Origin of the sequence: Burkholderia sp. THE68 (assembly GCF_009938265.1) — a bacterium.
Taxonomy (GTDB): domain Bacteria; phylum Pseudomonadota; class Gammaproteobacteria; order Burkholderiales; family Burkholderiaceae; genus Caballeronia.
This window is the reverse complement of sequence record NZ_AP022315.1, coordinates 551,469-568,736: the sequence shown is the minus strand read 5'-3', so window position 1 is coordinate 568,736 and position 17,268 is coordinate 551,469. Positions and strand designations below refer to the sequence as shown.

Genomic DNA, 17,268 nt, shown 5'->3' with positions numbered 1-17,268 from the left:
GACCTTACCGACATCCGCACACGATGAAGAAACCTTCGACCGACGCGCATCTCCTCGATCTCGCCCGCCCGCATGCGGGTGAACTGGGCAATCACGCGATCGACGAATTCAAGGCCGGCCGCCTGACGCGCCGCGAACTGTTGCGCCACGCGAGCGTGCTGGGCGTGGCGTTGACGGCAGGCGGCCTGTTCGGCATGCCGTCCGCGCGCGCGCAGGGCGCGGGCAAGCCGGGCGGCACGATCCGCGTCGCGCATCTGATGCCGGCGGGCGCCGTCGATCCGCTCACCGTGACGGACGCCGCCGGTCTCGCGCTCATCAACCAGACGGGCGAATTCCTGATCGACGACGACAGCGAGCATCTGACGCTCAAGCCCGCGCTGGCGCTGTCGTGGTCGTCGAATGCGAAGGGCGACGTGTGGACCTTCAAGCTGCGCCAGAACGTGAAGTTCCACGATGGCCAGCCGATGACCGCGAAGGACGTCGTCGCGACCTTCAACCGCCTGTCCGATCCGGGCGCGGGCTCGGCTGCGCTTTCGGTGCTCAAGGGCGTGCTGTCGAAGGACTCGGCGAAGGCCGTCGACGATCACACCGTCGAGTTTCATCTCGATGCGCCCAACGGCAATTTCCCGTACTACGTTTCGTCGAATACGTATAACGCGGTGATCCTGCCGGCCAGTTTCACCGGCCCCTATGAAAAGACCTTCATGGGCACGGGCGCGCTGAAGCTGGAGAAATACACGCCGAAGGTCGGCGCGTCGTTCGTGCGTAATCCCGACTACTGGGGCGAGAAGTCCTTGCCCGATCGCGTGAGCTTCTCCTTCTACGCGGACCAGCAGGCGCAACTCCTGGCAATGCAAGGCCGCCAGGCCGACGTGATGGGCGATTTCACCGTGCAGGGCGGCGTCTCGATCCTCACGAATCCGCAGTTCAAGGTGCTGGGCACGAAATCGAGTTCGCATCGGCAGATTCACATGCGCTGCGACATGGGCGCATTCAAGGACAAGCGCGTGCGTCAGGCACTGGCGCTCGCGATCGACCGCGAAGTGATCGTCAAGGGACTGTTTCGCGGCCGCGCGCAGGTCGGCAACGACAGCCCGTTCGCGCCGGTGTTTCCGTCGAGCGATCTCACCGTGCCGCAGCGCAAGATCGATATCGCTCAAGCGAAGAGATTGATGAGCGAGGCAGGCGTGGCGAACGGCTTCGACATCACGCTGACGACCGAGAAGTACATGGAGATTCCCGATCTCGCGGTCGTCGTGCAGAACGCGGCGAAGGCCGTCGGCATTCGCATCCAGTTGAAGGTGGAAAGCCAGGACCTTTATTACGGCTCGGGCACGTTCGGCAAATCGGACTGGCTGGATTCGCCGCTCGGCATCACGGATTACGGGCATCGCGGCGTGCCGAACGTGTTCCTCAACGCGCCGCTGACGAGCAGCGGCACCTGGAACGCGGCGCACTTCAAGAATCCGGAGTACGACAAGCTCGTCGCGCAGTTCGTCGCGGCGCTCGATGTCACGTCGCAGAAGAAGCTCTCAGGCCAGATCCAGCGTCTGCTGCTCGACGAAACGCCGGTCGTGATTCCCTACTTCTACGACCAGCTGATCGTCACGCGGGCGAACGTCTCCGGCGTGCGCTTCAACGCGATCTCGCAGATGTGGTTCGACCGCGCGACGGTGTCCGCGTAAATGAGCACCATCACGCCGACGGCGCACGTCGCCGACTTCGCCAAAATGAAACGCGTCGTGCGCTTCATCGGCGTGCGGCTGCTGCTCGCGCTCGTCACGCTCTGGCTGCTGTCGATGATCGTGTTCGCCGGCGGCCAGCTCCTGCCCGGCGACGTCGGCCGCGCGATTCTCGGCCCGCTCGCCGACGCGCGCGCCGTTGCGGCGCTCAATCATCAGCTCGGCGTCGACCGGCCGCTTCTCACGCAATACACGAGCTGGATCAGCCATTTCCTGCGCGGCGACATGGGCGAGTCCTATGCGTTTCGCGCGCCGGTCGCGCCGTTCATCGGCAGTGCGCTGTGGGCCTCGGCGAAGCTCGGCGCGCTCGCGTTCATCGTCGTGGTGCCGCTCGGCATCGCGGGCGGCGTGTTTGCGGCGTTGCACGCGGGACGCTGGATCGACCGGCTCATCAGCATCGGCGGACTGACGGCGACGGTCGTGCCGGAGTTCGTCTCGTCGATCGTGCTGATCCTGATCTTCGGCGTATGGCTGCAATGGCTGCCGATCGAAGCGACCGCGCCCGCCGATGCGAACATCCTCGTGCAACTGAAGCATCTGATTCTGCCGGTGCTGCCGCTCGTGCTCGTGTTCTTCGGCTATATCGCGCGGATGGCGCGCGCGGGCACCGTCGAAGCGCTCGACGCCGACTACACGCGCACCGCGATTCTCAAGGGCTTGCCGCAACGCGTCGTGATCGTGCGGCATGTGCTGCGCAACGCGCTGCTGCCGACCGTGACCGTCGCCGCGACGCAGCTCGGCTACATGATCGGCGGGCTCGTCGTGGTGGAGACGCTGTTTCACTACCAGGGCATCGGCTCGCTGATCTACACCGCCGCGCGGGGCAAGGACTTTCCGATGCTCGAAGCCGGCGTGCTGACCATCGGCGTGATCTACACGGCGGCGAATCTGATCGCCGACGCGCTCTACGTCGTGCTCAATCCGCGCCTGCGCACCGCCGATTCCTCCGGAGACGCGCGATGAGCACGGCCACCGCGTCCCCCGCGCCCGTCAAACCCAGACGCTTCGAAGCGCTCGGCGCACTGCTGCGCTCGGGCACCTTCGTGCTCGGCGTGCTGATCCTGCTGTTCTGGGTCGCGTGCGCGCTCTTCGGCCACTGGCTCGTGCCGCACGATCCTTACGCGTCGGACCCGCTGAATTCGCTCGTCGCGCCGTCCGCCGATCACTGGTTCGGCACCGATCAGCTCGGCCGCGACGTGTTCGCGCGCGTGATCGTCGGCTCGCGCGACATCCTGACCATCGCGCCTCTGGCGACCTTGCTCGGCACGGCGGCGGGCACGGCGATCGGGCTCGTCGTCGGCTATTTCGATGGCTGGGTCGATGCCGTCATCGGCCGCGCGATCGATGCGCTGCTCGCGTTGCCGCTCGTGATCGTCGCGCTGCTCGCGCTGGCGGCGGTCGGCGCGAGCAACACGACGGTGATTCTCGTCATCGGCCTGACCTTCGCGCCGATCACCGCGCGCACGGTGCGCGCCGCCGTGCTGAGCGAACGGCATCTGGACTACGTGCTCGCGGCGCAACTGCGCGGCGAAAACGCGCTCTACATCATGTTCGCGGAGATTCTGCCGAACGTGCTGCCGCCGATCATCGTCGAGGCGACGGTGCGGCTCGGCTACGCGATCTTCGCGGTCGCGACGCTCTCGTTCCTCGGCTTCGGTATCCAGCCGCCATCGGCCGACTGGGGCCTCGCGCTGTCCGAAAGCTATACGCTGATGGCGGGCGGCGCGTGGTGGACCGTCGTGTTCGACGCCGCCGCGATCGCGTCGCTGGTCGTCGCGGTGAATCTCGTCGCGGATGCCGTGCAAGGAGCGCTCGACCGATGAACGGACCGCCGCCGTCGGCTTTTCCCACGTTCGGCGCCGCCAAAGGCGATCAGGCCGACGCGCTCACGATCGTCGGTCTCACCGTCGCCTATCGGGCGCGCGGACGCGAGCGCGAAGTGCTTCAAGACGTGACGCTGCGCGTGAAGCGCGGCGAGGCATACGGACTCGTCGGCGAATCGGGTTGCGGCAAGTCGACCGCCGCGCTCGCGGTGCTGCGCTACCTGCCGCGCAACGGCCGCGTGAAGGCGGGCCGCATTTCCATCGCCGGGCGCGACGTCGCCACGCTCGACGCCGACGCGCTGCGCGGCATGCGCGCCAACGCCGTATCGATGGTCTATCAGGATCCCGGACGCGCGCTGAATCCGTCGCTGACGATCGCGCGGCAAGTCTCGGAAGCGTTCGAAGTCACGGGCGCGTCCGCCGATGAAGCGCTGTCCCGCACCGCCGAGATGCTAAAGCGCGTGCGTATCGCGTCTCCCGAGCGCGTGATGGAGAGTTATCCGCATCAGCTGTCGGGCGGGATGCAGCAGCGCGTCGTCATCGCGATGGCGCTCGCGTGCAATCCCGAACTGCTGATTCTCGACGAGCCGACCACCGGTCTCGACGCCACCGTCGAAGCCGAAGTGCTCGATCTCATCGCGCAATTGCGTGCGGAACTCGGCACGGCCGTGCTCTTCATCAGCCACAATCTCGCGGTGATCGGGCGCATGTGCGATCGCGTCGGCGTGCTGTACGCGGGCAAGCTCGTCGAGGAAGGCGCCACCGCCGATGTGTTCGCGCAGCCGCGTCACCCGTACACGGTCGGCCTGCTGCGCTGCCTGCCGCGCGAGGGACGCGGCAAGGAAACCGGGCGGCTCGATACGATTCCCGGCTCGCTGCCGCTGCCGGGATCGATCGCGCAGGGCTGCATCTTCGCGCCGCGCTGCAAGCTCGCCGACGAGCGCTGTCTCAACGATGCGCCGCCGCCCTATCGCGTCGCCTCCGCGCACGGCGATCAGATGGCGCGCTGTCACTATCACGAGCGCGCACAGACGCTGCCGCGCTCGACCGAAGAAGCGCCCGCGCCCGTCCAACCTCGCGACGGGCAGCCGCTAGCGCTATCGGCGCGCAATCTCTCCAAAACCTTCCGTGTCGGCGATGAAGAGGTGCGCGCCGTCCACGATGTCTCGCTCGATCTCGTGCAGGGCGAGACGCTCGGTCTCGTCGGCGAATCGGGCAGCGGCAAGACGACGCTCGCCAAGCTCCTGCTCGGTCTCGTGTCCCCGGACAAGGGCGCGTCGCTCGAACTCGACGGAGCGGCGCTGCCCGAACGCGTGACCCGGCGCAGCGAAGAACAGGTGAAGTCGCTGCAGATCGTGTTCCAGAATCCGGATTCCGCGCTGAACCGCGCGCATTCGGTGCGGCGTCTGATCGCGCGTTCGCTGTCGAAGCTCACGGCGCTGCGCGGCGAGGCGAAGGAGCAACGTCTGCATACCCTGACCGAAGCCGTGCGCCTGCCGGCGCGCTATCTGACTTCGCGCACGCGGCAACTGTCGGGCGGGCTGAAGCAGCGCGTCGCCATCGCGCGCGCGTTCGCGGGCGATCCGCGCGTGGTCGTCTGCGACGAGCCGACCTCCGCGCTCGACGTCTCCGTGCAGGCCGCGATCCTCAATCTGCTCGCCGATCTGCAGCGCGAGCGGCGCGTGAGCTACGTGTTCATCTCGCACGATCTGCATGTCGTGCGCTATCTGTCGGATCGCATCGCGGTGCTGTATCTCGGCCGCATCATGGAAATCGGTCGCGCGGCCGCGGTCTTCGACGGCCCGCAGCATCCGTACACCGAAGCATTGCTGTCGTCGGTGCCGTCGCTCGACGGGACGCACGCGAAGCGCATCCGTCTGTCGGGCGAATTGCCGAGCGCGGCGAATCCGCCCACGGGCTGCGTGTTCCATACGCGCTGCGGGCGCAAGATCGGCGCGATCTGCGAGACCGAAACACCGCCGTGCCGCGACGCCGGCGACGGCCACGCGATTCATTGCCACATTCCCGTCGACGAATTGCGCGCGCTGCAACGTCAGGCGGACTGACCACGCGCAAAAGGAAGGCGGCTTCATCGGGAACCCGAGCGGAACCAAAGCGGCCGCGCGCGCCTCTCAGGGGACACTGTCCACAACAACGAGGATTCCATCGATGAAACCCGCCCTTTCCGTCGCGCTCAGCACGTTCGCCTTCAGCGTCGCGATGGCCGCGCACGCGCAAACCGCACCGCAAGCCCCGACGCCCGGCGCCGCCGACCCCAGCTTCTCCGCCTACGCGCTCGCGCAGCAGTGCGCCGCGAAGTCCGACAACACGGCGCAAGGGCAATGCGTGGGCGCGGTTCGCGGCATCGTGCGCGGTTATCAATACGGCGTGCTGTTCCTGTCGCAGCGCGCGTCGCTTTCCGATAACGACACGAAACGCGTTTCGCTGTGCCTGACGGACACGAAGGTGTCCTCGATCGTCGACGATTTCCTCGCCGACGCGAAGCAGGTCAACGAAGCGGATCTGCGGCGCACGCCCGCGGAAGTCGCGGTGCTCGGCTCCGTGCACGCGCATCACGCGTGCACCTGAGCGGGCGCGGCATCAAAGCATTTCGAGCGAGCGTTTCGACTTCGGCGGCCTGAACTGCTGATCGATGTCCGCGAGTTCATCGGCGGACAGATCGAGGTCGAGCGCCGCGCGATTCTCGCGGACATGCGCGACGTCCGCCGCCTTCGGAATGGCGAACACCTCCGGTTGCCGCAGAACCCACGCGAGCGCCACCTGAAACGCGGACACGCCGCGCGCCGCCGCGATCTTTTCCAGCGCGCCGCCGCGCGGCAGACGCGCGTGATCGACGGGGCTGTACGCCATCGCGGGCAGGCGTCGCTCGCGTAGCCACGGCAGCAGATCGAACTCCGCTCCGCGCCGCGCGACGTTGTAGAGAATCTGATCGGTTGCGCAAGCGCTGCCGCCATCGAGCGAAAAGAGTTCTTCCATGTCGTCGGTGTCGAAGTTGCTCACGCCCCAGTGACGGATCTTGCCGTCGCGCTGCAACTTCCCGAAACCCGCGACGACGCCTTCAAGATCTTCCCCGCCGCGCCAGTGCAGCAGGTACAGGTCGATGCGGTCGGTCTTCAGGCGCTTCAGGCTGCGCTCGCACGCGGTCTGCACGCCGCGTTCGCTGCCGTTGTGCGGATACACCTTGCTCACGATGAACAGTTCGTCGCGCCTGTCGCCGAGCGCCTCCGCGATGAGCTTTTCGCTTTCGCCGTCGCCGTACATCTCGGCGGTGTCGATAAGCGTCATTCCCAGCTCGACGCCCTCGCGCAGCGCGGCGATCTCGCTCTTGCGCGCATTCGCGCGTTCGCCCATTTCCCAGGTTCCCTGACCGAGCTTCGGGATCGTTTCGCCGCCCGGGAGCGTTACGCACGCCAGATTCGATTGAGCCATTCAGAAGCCTCCCTTGAGTGTGAGTCGATTATGGCATCGGGAATCAGCGCGGCGATGCACATGCCGCAAAAAGCCGCCGTATTTGAATGAAACCGGGCTCGCGAAGCTGGAAATCAACGCGCATCTCATGGAAATGCCATTTCCTGCCGCATTGCCAGAAAGATTAATCCGCGCCTCGCGCATTCACACTCGGATTCATTGCGAGAGGACTATTCGAGCGTGAAAACCGATAAATAAAATCAACGAAGAGATATATCAATTTCATTTGGATTCAAAAATGCAGCATGAAATGCGAGTTATTAAGCATTCATGACATATATCATAAGAAAATCCACAATTTTATTGTCGAAATGATCGCAACGTCTTATAGTCCCTGAGACAAATCGAAATCAGCCGCTATTAAGAATGGCGCCAAACTGACAAAATTACGCGCCGCACAGGCGCAGTGCATATGGAGGTTTAAAAAAGCGCTTCGCTTACCTAATCTTCGTAACATGGTTATTGCAATATTTGCCGAGTGTCAATATTATCGACTTCACACATCCTTCAGCGATCGGACATGCGCGTGTCGCACTGAGTCGGTCTGGGGCAATGTGACACAACTGAGAGGGCACCAGTGATGAACCAGATCCATGCAATGCGCGTCTTCGTGCGTGTGGCGGATACGGAGAGCTTTCGCCGCGCTGCTCAACAACTCGATGTTTCGAATGCGCTGGTCACCCGGGCAATCGCCATGCTCGAAGCGCATTTGCGAACTCGCCTGATTAACCGCACCACCCGTAATCTTTCTCTCACCGAAGCCGGAACGCGTTATCTCGAGGGTTGCCGCGCGTTGCTCGAGGAACTGGATCATCTCGAGTCCACGGTCACGCACACCGAAGGCGAGCCGAGCGGCACGCTGCGCGTGGTGGCGTCGAGCGCGCTTTCGCTGCTCACGCTGACGCCGCTCGTCGACGGCTTTCGCAAGCTCTATCCGAAGGTCAATGTGCGCCTGACGCTCGCGGAACGCCATGTCGATCTCGTCGAGGACGGCTACGACGTGGGCATCGTCACCGCGTTCATGGTGTCGAGCACGGCGCTCATCGAGCGGCCCGTCGGCACCAATGCGCTCGTTCCGGTCGCGACGCCGGCGTTCGTCGCCGAGCACGGCATGCCCGGCTCGCCCACGGATCTGCACAACTTGCCTTCCGTCGGACTGCCGAACGAGATGCGCAGCCAGACCTGGCACTTCCGGCATCGCCTGGGCGACGCCGACCAGATCACGCTCGCGCCCGTGTACACGGTCAACAACGGCCTGATGGTGCGTCTCGCCACGCTCAAGGGCATGGGCTTTTCGATCCTGCCCGAGGGCATCGTGCAGGCGGATCTGAAGGACGGCACGCTCGTGCGCCTTCTGGAGGATTACTCCATCGATGATCCGGACATGAAAGTGTCGATCGTCTATCCGGGCCGGCAATATCTGCCCGCCAAGACGCGCTTTTTCATCGACTATGCGCTGGACTATCTGAGCCGGGAATTCGCCGCAGGCAACGGCCGGCCCGACGAAGTGATGCGCCCGCCCATGCAGTCGATCATGCCCATGCAGACGATGCGCGGTGCCTCGGCAACGGCAAACTAACTGAAGCACTGGCGCTCCGAAGCAGCCAGGCGGCGATCCTGCCGTCTGGCTGACCGCGCCGCACTCGCGCCGCTCTCAATTCTCCCCGTACTCCGCGCTCGATACATCAGGCGCGGCGCACATCTCGCGCAACAGCGCCGCCTCGCGCTCATGCACTTCCACCGGCATGCACAACGCGCCCGCGTGCGCCATGTAGCGCGCGCGATGCTGCCCGTTGCGAAACGCCACGACCCCTTCCCTGTGCACGCCGAGCAGTCCGAGCAAGCCCGGCGAGCGGCGCACGCTGATCGTCACGTAAGGCATTTCCGGCACGCGCGGATTGTCCGGGTCGAGAAATTCGCGGATGCCGCGAACCTTGCCCGCGTGCCAGTCGTCGACGGCCTTGAGCACGTAATCGGTGTCGTCGCGATTGGCGCACGCGAGCAGCTTCCCGACATCGACGAGCACGACCTGATGGCGCGAACCGTGGCCGGTGAACACGCGCTTCAGACGCACGAAGTCGTACTGAGGATGGCTCTGGAGCCTGACGATCCAGACCGCTTCTGCGGCGGTCGGCGCAACCATCGTATCCATGATCGGCATATGAAGAAGACTGCGGCGCGCGCGCCCCGTGCGCGCGTGTTTCGCTAACGGCGGCCTGAGCGGACACGCGTGAACGAGCGCTCAGGCCAATCAAACTTTTACACCCTGCACGCGATTGATGAAAGCGCTGTGACGGGCACGTCGCGTGCTTTTGTTGCCAGAATCGAACAGTTCCAATTTTCTGGCGGTCGCGCGCGTCACGCGGCTGTCACACACGCATTGCCCATCGACCTGTGGACACTTCTTCCGATCTCATCGTCGCGCGGCCCGAAGGACTTTTCTGTGTGCCGGGCAACTTCCATATCGACCCGTGGCGGCCCGTCGAACGCGCCGTCATCACGCATGCTCATGCGGATCACGCGCGCTTCGGCCACGCGCGCTATCTCGCCGCGCAACCGGGCGTCGGCGTGCTGTTGTCGCGGCTGCCCGGCATCGACGTGCAAGGGCTCGCCTATGGCGAAGCCATCGACGTGAACGGTGTGCGCGTGTCGCTGCATCCGGCGGGACACGTGCTCGGCTCGGCGCAGGTGCGCGTCGAATACAAGGGGCGCGTGTGGGTCGCATCCGGCGATTACAAGGTCGAACCCGATCCGACCTGCGCGCCGTTCGAACCCGTGCGCTGCGACACCTTCATCACCGAATCGACGTTCGGCCTGCCGATCTATCGATGGGACCGCTCGCAGGACGTCTTCGACGGCATCGATTCATGGTGGCGGCACAACGCGGCGCAAGGGCGCGCGTCGGTGCTGTTCTGCTATTCGTTCGGCAAGGCGCAGCGCCTGCTCGCGGGCGTCGATGCCGCCATCGGGCCGATCTTCTGTCACGGCGCGGTCGAGCCGCTCAATCGCGCGTACCGCGAGGCCGGCGTCGCGCTGCCGCACACGCGGCTCGTCAGCGAGATCGCCGCGAAGGACAAGGCCGCGTTCAAGGGCGCGCTGATCGTCGCGCCGCCGTCCGCGCAAGGCAGCACGTGGATGCGCCGCTTCGGCGAGTACAGCGATGCCTTCGCGTCCGGCTGGATGCGTCTGCGCGGCACGCGAAGGCGCAAGGGCGTCGATCGCGGCTTCGTGCTGTCCGATCACGCCGACTGGCCCGGCCTGCAACTCGCGATCGGCGCGACGGGCGCGCAACGCGTGATCGTCACGCACGGACAGATCGAGCCGATGGTGCGCTGGCTGCGCGAGCAGGGACTGGACGCGGGCGCCTTCAAGACCGAATACGGCGACGACGCCATCGAAGCCGACACGGCCAAGGCATCATGAAACGCTTCGCGACGCTCTACGCCGCGCTCGACGCGACCACCTCGACCAACGAAAAGCTCGAAGCGCTGATCGCGTATTTCTCGGGCGCGGCACCGGAAGACGCAGCGTGGGCGTCGTACTTTCTCGCGGGCGGCAAGCCGCGCCAGTCGGTGCCGACGCGCCTCATCACCGAGTTCGCGCGCGAACGCGCGGGCCTGCCGGAATGGCTTTTCGAGGAGTCGTATCAGGCGGTCGGCGATCTCGCCGAAACCATCGCGCATGTGTTGCCGCCCGCGTCGGGCGAATCGTCGCTCGGGCTCGCGCAGTGGATCGAGGAACGCGTGCTGACATTGCGCGGCGCGAATCCGTCCGAGTTGCGCGAACGGCTGCTGGGCTACTGGGACGAACTGAACTGGAGCGAGCGCTTTCTCCTGACGAAGCTGATCGGCGGCGGCTTTCGCGTGGGCGTCGCGCGGCAGCTCGTCGTGCGCGCGCTGGCCGCCGTCGCGGGCGTCGATCACAAGCGTATCGCGCAACGCATGGTCGGCTGGACCGATTCGCGTCAGACACCGAGCGCCGCGCGTTATCTGCGGCTGATCGCGCCCGCTGCCGAAGGCGACGATGTCGACACGCCGCACGAAAGCGATCTCGGCCTGCCCTATCCGTTCTTTCTCGCCCATCCGCTGCAGGCCGATCCGGCGACGCTCGGCTCGCCAACTGGCTGGATCGTCGAATGGAAGTGGGACGGCATACGCGCGCAGCTCGTGAAGCGCGCGGGCCGAGTGTGGATCTGGTCGCGCGGCGAGGATCTCGTCACCGAGCGCTTTCCCGAGCTCGCCGCGCTGGGCGCCGCGCTGCCGGACGGCACCGTGATCGACGGCGAGATTCTCGCGTGGGAACCGGGCGCGAACGCGCCGCTGCCGTTCGCGCGTTTGCAGCCGCGCATCACGCGCAAGTCGCTCACCAAAAAAGTGCTCGCCGATTCGCCCGCCGCGCTGCTCGCCTACGATCTGCTCGAAGCCGACGGCCGCGATCTGCGCACCGAGCCGCTCGATGCGCGCCGCGCGAAGCTCGACGCGCTCGCGTCCGATCTCGCCGTGGACTTGCTGCGCGTGTCGCCGGTGGTCGTCGCATCGGACTGGGCGGCGCTCGCCGCGTTGCGCGACGAAAGCCGCGCGCGCGGCGTCGAAGGATTGATGCTGAAGGAGCGCGCGTCGATGTACGGCGTCGGGCGCACGAAGGCGTCGGGCACCTGGTGGAAGTGGAAGATCGATCCGTATTCGATCGACGCCGTGCTGCTCTACGCGCAGCGCGGCCACGGCCGCCGTGCGAGCCTCTACACGGATTTCACCTTCGCCGTCTGGGACGAGGCCGATGGCACGCGCACGCTCGTGCCGTTCGCGAAAGCCTATTCCGGCCTGACCGACGAGGAAATGCGCCAGGTCGATGCGATCGTGCGCAAGACGACCATCGAGAAGTTCGGACCGGTGCGCAGCGTCACGCCCACGCTCGTCTTCGAGATCGGCTTCGAAGGCATACAGGCGAGCCCGCGCCACAAGTCGGGCATCGCGGTGCGCTTTCCGCGCATGCTGCGCTGGCGCACCGACAAGCAGATCGAAGACGCCGATACGCTCGACATCCTCAAGGGCTTTCTGAACGAGGCGACGGCATGAGCGCGCCGCGTCCTCGCCGCGTGCCGCGCACCCGCGCGGCGCAGGCGAAACTCGATGCCGTAGCCGAGTTCACGCCCGCGCCATTCGCGTTCGACGCGAACGAAGCCGCCAGCCCGATCGACGAGCGCATCGCGCGCTGGTTCGACGAACGCGGCTGGCAGCCCTTCGCGTTTCAGCGCGAGGCGTGGCGTGAAATCGAACGCGGCGCGAGCGGTCTGCTGCACGCGACGACCGGCGCGGGCAAGACGTGGGCGGTCTGGCTCGGCGCGCTCGCGGCCTACGCGCACGCGCCGCCGAAACCGGCCGCGCTGCCCGCGCCGCTCACCGTCCTCTGGATCACACCGATGCGCGCGCTCGCCGCCGACAGCGCCCGCGCGCTGCAAAGCGCGGTGAGCGCGCTGTCCGTGCCGTGGACGGTCGGGCTGCGCACCGGCGACACGTCGTCGACCGAACGAGCGCGGCAGAGCCGGCGCATGCCGTCCGCGCTCGTCACGACGCCCGAAAGCCTCACGCTGATGCTCACGCGCGCCAATGCGCACGAGGAACTCAAGCACTTGCGCATGATCGTCGTCGATGAATGGCACGAGTTGCTCGGCAACAAGCGCGGCACGCAGACGCAACTCGCGATCGCGCGGCTCGCGCACTGGCGGCCCGATCTGCAGATCTGGGGCCTGTCCGCGACGCTCGGCAATCTCGTCCTCGCGCACGACGCCCTGCTGCATCCCGTGAAGACGCCGCGCGTGGTCGTGCGCGGCGCGCAGCCGAAGACGCTCGTCGTCGATACGCTGATTCCCGACACGATCGAGCGCTTTCCGTGGGGCGGACATCTCGGCGTGCGGCAAGTCGGACCCGTCGCCGATGAAGTCGATCAGGCGCAAAGCTCGCTCGTCTTCACCAACACGCGCTCGCAAGCGGAAATCTGGTATCGCGCACTGCTCGAACTGCGGCCGGAATGGGCGGGCCTGCTCGCGCTGCATCACGGTTCGCTCGACAAGGAGGTGCGCGACTGGGTCGAGCAGGGACTCAAGAACGGGCAACTGAAGGCGGTCGTGTGCACGTCGAGCCTCGATCTGGGCGTCGATTTCCTGCCGGTCGATCGAGTGTTCCAGATCGGCTCGCCAAAGGGCGTCGCGCGCCTCATGCAGCGCGCGGGACGCTCGGGTCACGCGCCGGGCCGCGTGTCGCGCGTGACGATCGTGCCGACGCACGCGCTGGAACTCGTCGAAGCGGCGGCGGCGCGCTGGGCGATTCAGGAACGTCGCATCGAAGGACGCGACATGCCGTTGAAGCCACTCGACGTGCTCGTGCAGCATCTCGTGACGGTGGCGATCGGCGGCGGCTTCACATTGGCCGACATGTTCGATGAAGTCCGCAGCGCGTATGCATACCGCGATCTCACGCAGCCGGAGTTCGACTGGGCGCTCGCGTTCGTCGAGCGCGGCGGCGCGTCGCTCGGGGCGTATCCGGACTTTCATCGCGTCGTGAAAGGCGATGACGGCGTGTATCGCGTGCCGCGCGAGGATCTCGTGCGCAGGCATCGCAACAACGTCGGGACGATCGTTGCAAACGCAACCATCAACGTGGCGTACATGACGGGCGGGCGCATCGGCGCAATGGAGGAATCGTTCATCTCGCGCCTGAAACCCGGCGATGTCTTCACCTTCGGCGGACGCGCGCTCGAACTCGTGCGCGTGCGCGACATGACCGCCTATGTGAAGCGCGCGACCTCGTCGCGCGGCGCGATGCCGCAATGGGCGGGCAGCAAAATGCCGCTCTCGTCGGAACTCGCGGACGCCGCGCTCGTGATGCTCGCGCGCGCCAGCGACGGCATCTACGACGAGCCCGAGATGCGCGCCGTCAAACCGCTGCTCGACTTGCAGGCGAAATGGTCGGCCTTGCCCGGACCCGGCGTGCTCGTCGTCGAACTGGTGCGCTCGCGCGAAGGGCATCACTTTTTCTGCTATCCGTTCGCGGGCCGCATGGCGCATATCGGTCTGGGATCGCTGTTCGGCTGGCGCGCGTCACGCGACCAGCCGGGCACGTTTTCCATTTCGATGAACGATTACGGCTTCGAACTGCTGTCGGCCAAGCCGTTCGACTGGGAGACGCTCATCGCGGAAGGTCTCTTTTCGCCGCAGAATCTGGAGCACGACATTCTCGCGAGCCTCAACGCGTCTGAGCTTTCGGCGCGGCGCTTTCGCGAGATCGCGCGCGTGTCGGGGCTGATCTATCAAGGTCATCCGGGGCAGCAAAAAAGCGCGCGCCAGTTGCAGGCGTCGAGCGGACTGTTCTACGAAGTCTTCCGCAAGCACGACAGCGGCAATCTGCTGCTCACGCAGGCGGATCAGGAAGTGATGCTGCAGGAACTGGAACTCGGACGCATCCGGGCCGCGCTCGAACGCATGAGCGACAGCCGGCTCGCGCTCACGCACCCGAAGAAGCCGACGCCCTTCGCGTTTCCGCTGATCGTCGCGCGCTTGCGGGAGAAGGTGAGCACCGAGAAGCTGTCGGATCGCGTCGAGCGCATGCTCGCGGATCTGGAGAAGGCGGCGAAAGCATAAATGGAAGCACTGACCATCGATGTGAACGGCCACGCGCTCGTGTTGTCGGCGGAACGCGCGGCGTTCGATCCGCAGGCTAAAAGCCTCTTCATCGCCGATGCCCATTTCGGCAAGGACGCGGTGTTTCGCGCGCGCGGCATTCCGGTGCCCGTCGGGACGACCGGCGAGAGTCTCGCGCGGCTCGATGCGCTCGTCGCGGCGCATCGGCCGGAATCGATCGTCTTTCTCGGCGATCTGCTGCACGCGCGCGAATCGCACGCCGACGAAACGCTCGACGCGCTCGCCGCGTGGCGCGCGAAACATCGCGAACTCGCGCTCGTGCTCGTCGAAGGCAATCACGACAGGCACGCGGGCGCGCTGCCCGCTATGTTCGGCGTCGATGTCGTGAAGGAGCCGCACGCGCTCGGGCCGTGGGCGCTTTGCCATCATCCGCAGACGGTCGATGGCGCTTACGCGCTCGCCGGTCACGAGCATCCGGTGTACCGGCTCGCGACGCGCATCGACCGCGCGCGCCTGCCGTGCTTTCGCTTCGGCGCGCGCGCGGGCGTGCTGCCGGCGTTCGGCGCGTTCACGGGCGGCTTCGAGGTGAACGGCCACGTGCGCGGCGAAGCGCTCTATGTAATCGCCGGCGAACGCGTGTTCCCGCTCAGTGATAGGTCGTCGTCGACGATTGCAGCTTCGTGAGCTTGCCGCGCTGGAAACCGTACCAGCCGAGATTCGATTGCATCACCACTTCCTCGCCCTGCCAGAACACGCGCCTGACCGTCATGCGCTGATTCACGCGCTGCACGAGCGGCGGATTGCGGCGGAAGTCGTAGAGCAGCGGGCCGGTATCGGATTGCACGAGCATGCGGGTGACGGTGTCGCTCGCGCCGGACGTTTCGTCGAAATGCGCGATGCGTTTCGCGTCGAAGCGATCGAACACCTGCGTGTCGATGAGTGCGGCCATGCCGGATTCGTCGCGCAGGAAATGCAGCGCGCCCGCCTTCGTGGCGATGGGACCGGCGGCATCGCTCTGGGCGTGCGCGAGCGCGCCGAGCAGCAACGTGGACGCGATGGCGAAGCGGATACAGATTTTTGTCGGTGACATGTTCGTTCGATAGTTGCAGCGTTTTTCCAACACTCTCCCACGCCGATGACGCGCAAGGAATGCGCGGCCGCGAGCGTGTTACCGGAAACATCTGACGCATGGCTGCGGCGCGCTGGCAAGACTCATGCGCCGTCGTCGCGTCCGGAAGAATATCCGTTCGGACGCGACGCGGCGCGTGGCAGCCGATATCAGGGTTTATACCAGCATCGAAAATTACCTTTCGGTACAATCCGGGCCTTCAACTCCGCCTTTGCGCCTGCATCGCTCAATCCGACGATGCGCGTGAAGCGTGACACCGCGCGCGCCCTCCGCCATGCCTCTGCCCCTCGTCGCTCTCGCCATTGCCGCGTTCGGCATCGGCACGACCGAATTCGTCATCATGGGCCTGCTGCCCAATGTCGCGCGCGATCTCGCGGTGTCGATTCCGGCTGCCGGCATGCTCGTTTCCGGCTATGCGCTCGGCGTCACCATCGGCGCGCCGATTCTCGCCGTCGTCACCGCGAAGATGCCGCGCAAGAAAGCGCTGATGAACCTGATCGGCGTGTTCATCGTCGGCAATCTGCTGTGCGCGCTCGCGCCGAACTACTGGGTGCTGATGGGCGCGCGCATCGTCACGGCGTTCTGTCACGGCGCATTCTTCGGCATCGGCTCGGTGGTTGCCGCCGATCTGGTCGCACCGAACCGCCGCGCGCAGGCGATCGCGCTGATGTTCACCGGACTCACGCTCGCCAACGTGCTCGGCGTGCCGCTCGGCACCGCGCTCGGCCAGGCGGCCGGCTGGCGCGCGACGTTCTGGGTCGTGACGCTGATCGGCATCGCGGCGGCGGGCGCGCTCGCCGTGTGCCTGCCGAAGCACATCGAGATGCGCGATACCAGCATCCTGCGCGAATTCGACGTGCTCAAGAACCCGCAAGTGCTGATGGTGCTCGGCATCAGCGTGCTCGCGTCGGCCAGTCTGTTCTCGGTGTTCACGTATATCACGCCCATCCTCGAAGACATCACGGGCTTTTCGCCGCACGCGGTCACCTACGTGCTGCTGCTCTTCGGCCTCGGCCTGACGGTGGGCAGCACGCTCGGCGGCAAGCTCGCGGACTGGAAGCTGCTGCGCTCGCTGCTGACTTTCCTGCTCGCGATCGTCGTCATTCTGACGATCTTCGCCGGCACGATGCACGAGCCCGTTTCGGCGATGATCACGATCTTCTTCTGGGGCGTGCTCGCGTTCGCGATCGTGCCGCCGTTGCAGATGCTGATCGTGAACCGCGCGAGCGACGCGCCCAATCTTGCGTCGACGTTGAATCAGGGCGCGTTCAACCTCGGCAACGCGACGGGCGCGTGGCTCGGCGGCTGCGTGATCAGCGCGGGCGCGCCGCTCACGTCGCTGCCGTGGGTCGGCATCATGATGGCGGCGAGCGCGTTCGGTCTCACGTTGCTGTCGGCGACGCTCGACAAACGCGCGCGCCGTCTTTCGATCGGACAGGCCGCCTGATC

Annotated in this window: 14 protein-coding genes; 11 read left to right on the top strand and 3 right to left on the bottom strand. The window is 66.0% G+C overall.

All coding sequences use genetic code 11. The features are described from left to right. Positions 1–23: 23 nt before the first annotated feature. The 5 genes from BTHE68_RS02675 (at position 24) to BTHE68_RS02655 (ending at position 6,154) form a co-directional block, all read left to right on the top strand. Complete coding sequence (locus BTHE68_RS02675) at positions 24–1,685, top strand: ABC transporter substrate-binding protein (RefSeq protein WP_162065031.1); 1,662 nt, start codon at positions 24–26, stop codon at positions 1,683–1,685. Continuing rightward, on the top strand, positions 1,686–2,705 hold the full coding sequence (locus BTHE68_RS02670) for an ABC transporter permease (protein WP_162065030.1): 1,020 nt from the start codon (positions 1,686–1,688) through the stop codon (positions 2,703–2,705). It abuts the gene before it with no gap. Continuing rightward, positions 2,702–3,565: an ABC transporter permease gene (locus tag BTHE68_RS02665; protein WP_162065029.1), complete on the top strand. Its 864-nt coding sequence runs from the start codon at positions 2,702–2,704 to the stop codon at positions 3,563–3,565. Before BTHE68_RS02670 ends, BTHE68_RS02665 begins: the two co-directional genes overlap by 4 nt. After that, positions 3,562–5,631 (top strand): ABC transporter ATP-binding protein, encoded by a 2,070-nt coding sequence (locus BTHE68_RS02660; protein WP_162065028.1) that lies wholly within the window; start codon positions 3,562–3,564, stop codon positions 5,629–5,631. Before BTHE68_RS02665 ends, BTHE68_RS02660 begins: the two co-directional genes overlap by 4 nt. Before the next feature lie 103 nt (positions 5,632–5,734). Further along, positions 5,735–6,154: a Rap1a/Tai family immunity protein gene (locus BTHE68_RS02655; RefSeq protein ID WP_061172967.1), complete on the top strand. Its 420-nt coding sequence runs from the start codon at positions 5,735–5,737 to the stop codon at positions 6,152–6,154. A gap of 12 nt (positions 6,155–6,166) precedes the next feature. On the opposite strand, the gene BTHE68_RS02650 is transcribed toward BTHE68_RS02655, so the two are convergent. Further along, on the bottom strand, positions 6,167–7,015 hold the full coding sequence (locus BTHE68_RS02650) for an aldo/keto reductase (protein ID WP_162065027.1): 849 nt from the start codon (positions 7,013–7,015) through the stop codon (positions 6,167–6,169). Between the two features lie 619 nt (positions 7,016–7,634). On the opposite strand from BTHE68_RS02650, the gene BTHE68_RS02645 reads away from it, so the two are divergent. Beyond that, positions 7,635–8,633: a LysR family transcriptional regulator gene (locus BTHE68_RS02645; protein WP_162065026.1), complete on the top strand. Its 999-nt coding sequence runs from the start codon at positions 7,635–7,637 to the stop codon at positions 8,631–8,633. Positions 8,634–8,708: 75 nt separating this feature from the next. Here the strand turns inward: BTHE68_RS02645 and BTHE68_RS02640 are convergent, their stop codons facing one another. Then, positions 8,709–9,215: a plasmid fertility inhibition factor family protein gene (locus BTHE68_RS02640; protein WP_162065025.1), complete on the bottom strand. Its 507-nt coding sequence runs from the start codon at positions 9,213–9,215 to the stop codon at positions 8,709–8,711. A 233-nt stretch (positions 9,216–9,448) separates the two neighbouring features. On the opposite strand from BTHE68_RS02640, the gene BTHE68_RS02635 reads away from it, so the two are divergent. From BTHE68_RS02635 to pdeM, 4 genes are read left to right on the top strand one after another with little or no spacing between them, the layout of a single operon-like run. Continuing rightward, complete coding sequence (locus BTHE68_RS02635; RefSeq protein WP_162065024.1) at positions 9,449–10,477, top strand: ligase-associated DNA damage response exonuclease; 1,029 nt, start codon at positions 9,449–9,451, stop codon at positions 10,475–10,477. Then, complete coding sequence (locus BTHE68_RS02630; protein ID WP_162065023.1) at positions 10,474–12,129, top strand: ATP-dependent DNA ligase; 1,656 nt, start codon at positions 10,474–10,476, stop codon at positions 12,127–12,129. Before BTHE68_RS02635 ends, BTHE68_RS02630 begins: the two co-directional genes overlap by 4 nt. Continuing rightward, the gene (locus tag BTHE68_RS02625) at positions 12,126–14,690 is read left to right on the top strand and encodes a ligase-associated DNA damage response DEXH box helicase (RefSeq protein ID WP_162065022.1); all 2,565 of its coding nucleotides are present in this window, start codon (positions 12,126–12,128) and stop codon (positions 14,688–14,690) included. Before BTHE68_RS02630 ends, BTHE68_RS02625 begins: the two co-directional genes overlap by 4 nt. Then, positions 14,691–15,374 (top strand): ligase-associated DNA damage response endonuclease PdeM, encoded by a 684-nt coding sequence (pdeM, locus tag BTHE68_RS02620; RefSeq protein ID WP_162065021.1) that lies wholly within the window; start codon positions 14,691–14,693, stop codon positions 15,372–15,374. Here the strand turns inward: pdeM and BTHE68_RS02615 are convergent. Continuing rightward, on the bottom strand, positions 15,337–15,780 hold the full coding sequence (locus BTHE68_RS02615; RefSeq protein WP_174257980.1) for a hypothetical protein: 444 nt from the start codon (positions 15,778–15,780) through the stop codon (positions 15,337–15,339). The genes pdeM and BTHE68_RS02615 overlap by 38 nt on opposite strands. A gap of 313 nt (positions 15,781–16,093) precedes the next feature. On the opposite strand from BTHE68_RS02615, the gene BTHE68_RS02610 reads away from it, so the two are divergent. Beyond that, on the top strand, positions 16,094–17,266 hold the full coding sequence (locus BTHE68_RS02610) for an MFS transporter (RefSeq protein ID WP_162065020.1): 1,173 nt from the start codon (positions 16,094–16,096) through the stop codon (positions 17,264–17,266). Positions 17,267–17,268: the final 2 nt, after the last annotated feature.